This is a genomic window from Bifidobacterium sp. POST2/T3 (B1) (assembly GCF_058197115.1).
On record NZ_JBVPQK010000366.1, the window covers coordinates 1 to 2,629 of the forward strand.

Here is a 2,629-nt window from a genome sequence, read left to right on the forward strand (position 1 = left end):
GGATCGCTGTCGGCTATGCGACGCGTTGCGGGTCGGTTTTGGGCCACGCCGTGCACTGTATAGCTGGCTCCTGCCTGTAGGGCCTGATCGGTCAGAGCAGTGTCCGTAGCCTTGTTGAAGTAGAGGTCCTTCCGCTGCAGACCCAGATTCGTATCGATGCCGTCGACCTGTCCAGCGGAGGGCAGCCAGGCATGGTCGAATCCTTCCCGAATTAGAAAGGTTGCAGTAAAGGGCTGTCCAGTTTGTTCGCCGTCTTTGGTCTTCTCCTGCTGCCTTTCTGTGCGGATCTGGGCGCCGATGCGCCGGTAGTCGGCGGCTCCTGCGCCTGAGGAGTCGGACAGATTCCAGACCTTGCCGTCATAGCGGTCCATGACTGCCATTCGGACCGGCGTGCCGGCGGGCAGATTGCGTACCGTGACCAGGGTATCGTCGCGGTGTCGTTTGACATAGGCACGATAATCGCTCAAGGGGCTGGTGAACTGGTAGGGGTCCATGGGGGGCTGATAATGGTCGCGGATAACCAGCCGGGTCGGAGCGGGCAAGATTTCAGCGGAGAAAATCATTCCGGCTACCAGTGCCAGGGTCAGAAGAGTGGATGCGAGTCCTTGCAGACGCAGCAGACCCAGTCCACTTGCGCTCCAAATCAGCAGAAGCAGCCAGAGGATGCCGCCCGTCAATGCCGGATAGAGGCCTCCGCTGGTCCCTAGGGCTGCTGACACAGCCATGGTGGCCAGGATGGGCAGGGTGGCTGCCAGGACGGCCACTGGGTGTGCCGGCCGTCCCAGATTGCGGCCTAGGCCATGGCGGGCCAGCAGCACGGCCAGACAACAGGTCCAGAGCATCAGCGTCCACAGGGCCATCAGTCCGCCGGCTTCCTGTCCGAGAGGCGGATCGATGGCTACCAAGGTTTTGAAAGCGCCGAAGGTGGATGACCAACCTTGTGCCAGGGTTGTCCTGGTGGGCAGGACGTGTGCCAGGGTGGTCCCGTTCAGAGTGAAGATGGGGCCGAGCAGGAACTGGGCCGCGATCAGCAGCAGAGGCTGGAGGAGGGCTGTAGCAATATTACGGCGAGGGAGCATGGCGATCAGCAGTCCGGTCAGACAAGCTGCGGCTCCCACTGTCAGCCAGAAGGACATGCTGCCGTAGACCGGCAGCAGCTGCAGTCCGGCCAGCAGATCGAGGGGCGCCAGTGCGGCGACCAGAATGATAGGGGAGCGGCGCCTGGTGGGGTCGACTCTGGATTGCAGACCAGTCCGGTCGATCAGACGAATCGGCTCCCTCTGGGCTTGATCCATCCATGATGCAGATGATGCACTCATGGCTGGTTCTCCAAGAAGATGGGGAGGTCCCGAATACTACCCAAAACGGCGTTGACCAGGCCCGGCTGTGCCTGCAGGCTTGGATGAGCATCCAGGTCAGCAGCCAGCAGCATGACTGGGGAGGCGCTCTGAGCCGATTCACCCATCAGCGCTGAGGGTTGGCAGTCGCTCAGCGAACCGGTCACCAGAATGGTCAGACTGATCTGTTTGGAAGCATCAGTCCGGTCAAGTAAGTCATAGCCGTCTTGGCGGGGGTGGATGGCACTGCAGGCGTCCAGAAAGCTACGGGGATCTTCCGTGGGCAGGATGGTTCCATGGGTATCGGAATTGTCTGGTTCCGGGGCCAGCGCTTGCAACCGATGGCCATCAAGCAGGCATCGGCAACCCAAGGAGGCATAGATTGCAACTGCAAGCTCGAACTCATCCGCGTTCCGGTAGGAGGCGGCTTGGCCGTCCAGGATCAGTTCGGTCCTAGTGCGCAAGGTGGGCTCGTACTGACGGACCATCAGTGTGCCGGCCCGGGCAGTGGACAACCAGTGGACCCGTTTCATGTCGTCGCCCGGAGCATAGGGGCGCAGGGCATGGAATTCCAGGTCGTCGTCGACAATGCCGGGACCAGGATCCCCCTCCAGGTCGCGTTCCAGTCCGGCTTCAAGGGGCGGCAAGGCAACCGTGCGGGGATGGATATAGAGTTTTCGGGCGCCTGCCAGGATTCGACGGCGGCGAATGATTCCCAGCGGATCCCCGGCCTCCATGGTCACCGGGCCCAGGTCAATCACACCACGGGACCTGGCTTCCAGCTTCAAGCGGATCTGATGACTCTGGCCGGGAGCCAGGGCAGGCAAAGGTGCCATGACGGCTCCCTGGCCTAGAGCCAGACCGATTCGGCCGCGGCGGGTGGAGCGGCTGCCTGGGTTGGTCAGAACCAGGATCAGCTCGGCCTGGCCACCCACCTCCAGATGTCCCTGGTCCAGACTCGTTTCAGCGCTACAGGACAGATTGCCCAGGCTCATCAGCAATCCCAGAAGCAGCATGCCCGCGCCCAGCAGAGCCCCTGCCAGCAATTCACGCCAGCCTGTAGGGACGAAGGCCAGAGCGCACAAGAGCGCGGCCAGGGTCATGGCTCGGCCCAGGGCAGTGACCGACTTCCACAGGTCAGCGGTCTGGGCTCGCATGCCCTGTCTGGATCCGGCCGAGGATGCCGGTATTTCCTCCGGGGCAGGTCGGCGGGCAAAGGCGGTCATGGCTCACTGCTCTCCTGTGGGGACGGGGACCTTGGCCAGGGCTTCGGCCAGCGCCTGGTGTTCATC

At 62.7% G+C, this 2,629-nt stretch carries 2 protein-coding genes; both read right to left on the minus strand.

Going from position 1 to position 2,629, the window contains the following annotated elements; translation table 11 throughout:
- Nucleotides 1-1,319, minus strand: a 1,319-nt coding sequence (locus tag AC0AP0_RS11665) for a transglutaminaseTgpA domain-containing protein (RefSeq protein ID WP_490430586.1), incomplete at its 3' end; no start/stop codon positions are given.
- Nucleotides 1,316-2,563 (minus strand): DUF58 domain-containing protein, encoded by a 1,248-nt coding sequence (locus tag AC0AP0_RS11670; RefSeq protein ID WP_490430587.1) that lies wholly within the window; start codon nucleotides 2,561-2,563, stop codon nucleotides 1,316-1,318. The genes AC0AP0_RS11670 and AC0AP0_RS11665, both read right to left, overlap by 4 nt.
- Between the last annotated feature and the right edge of the window lie 66 nt (nucleotides 2,564-2,629).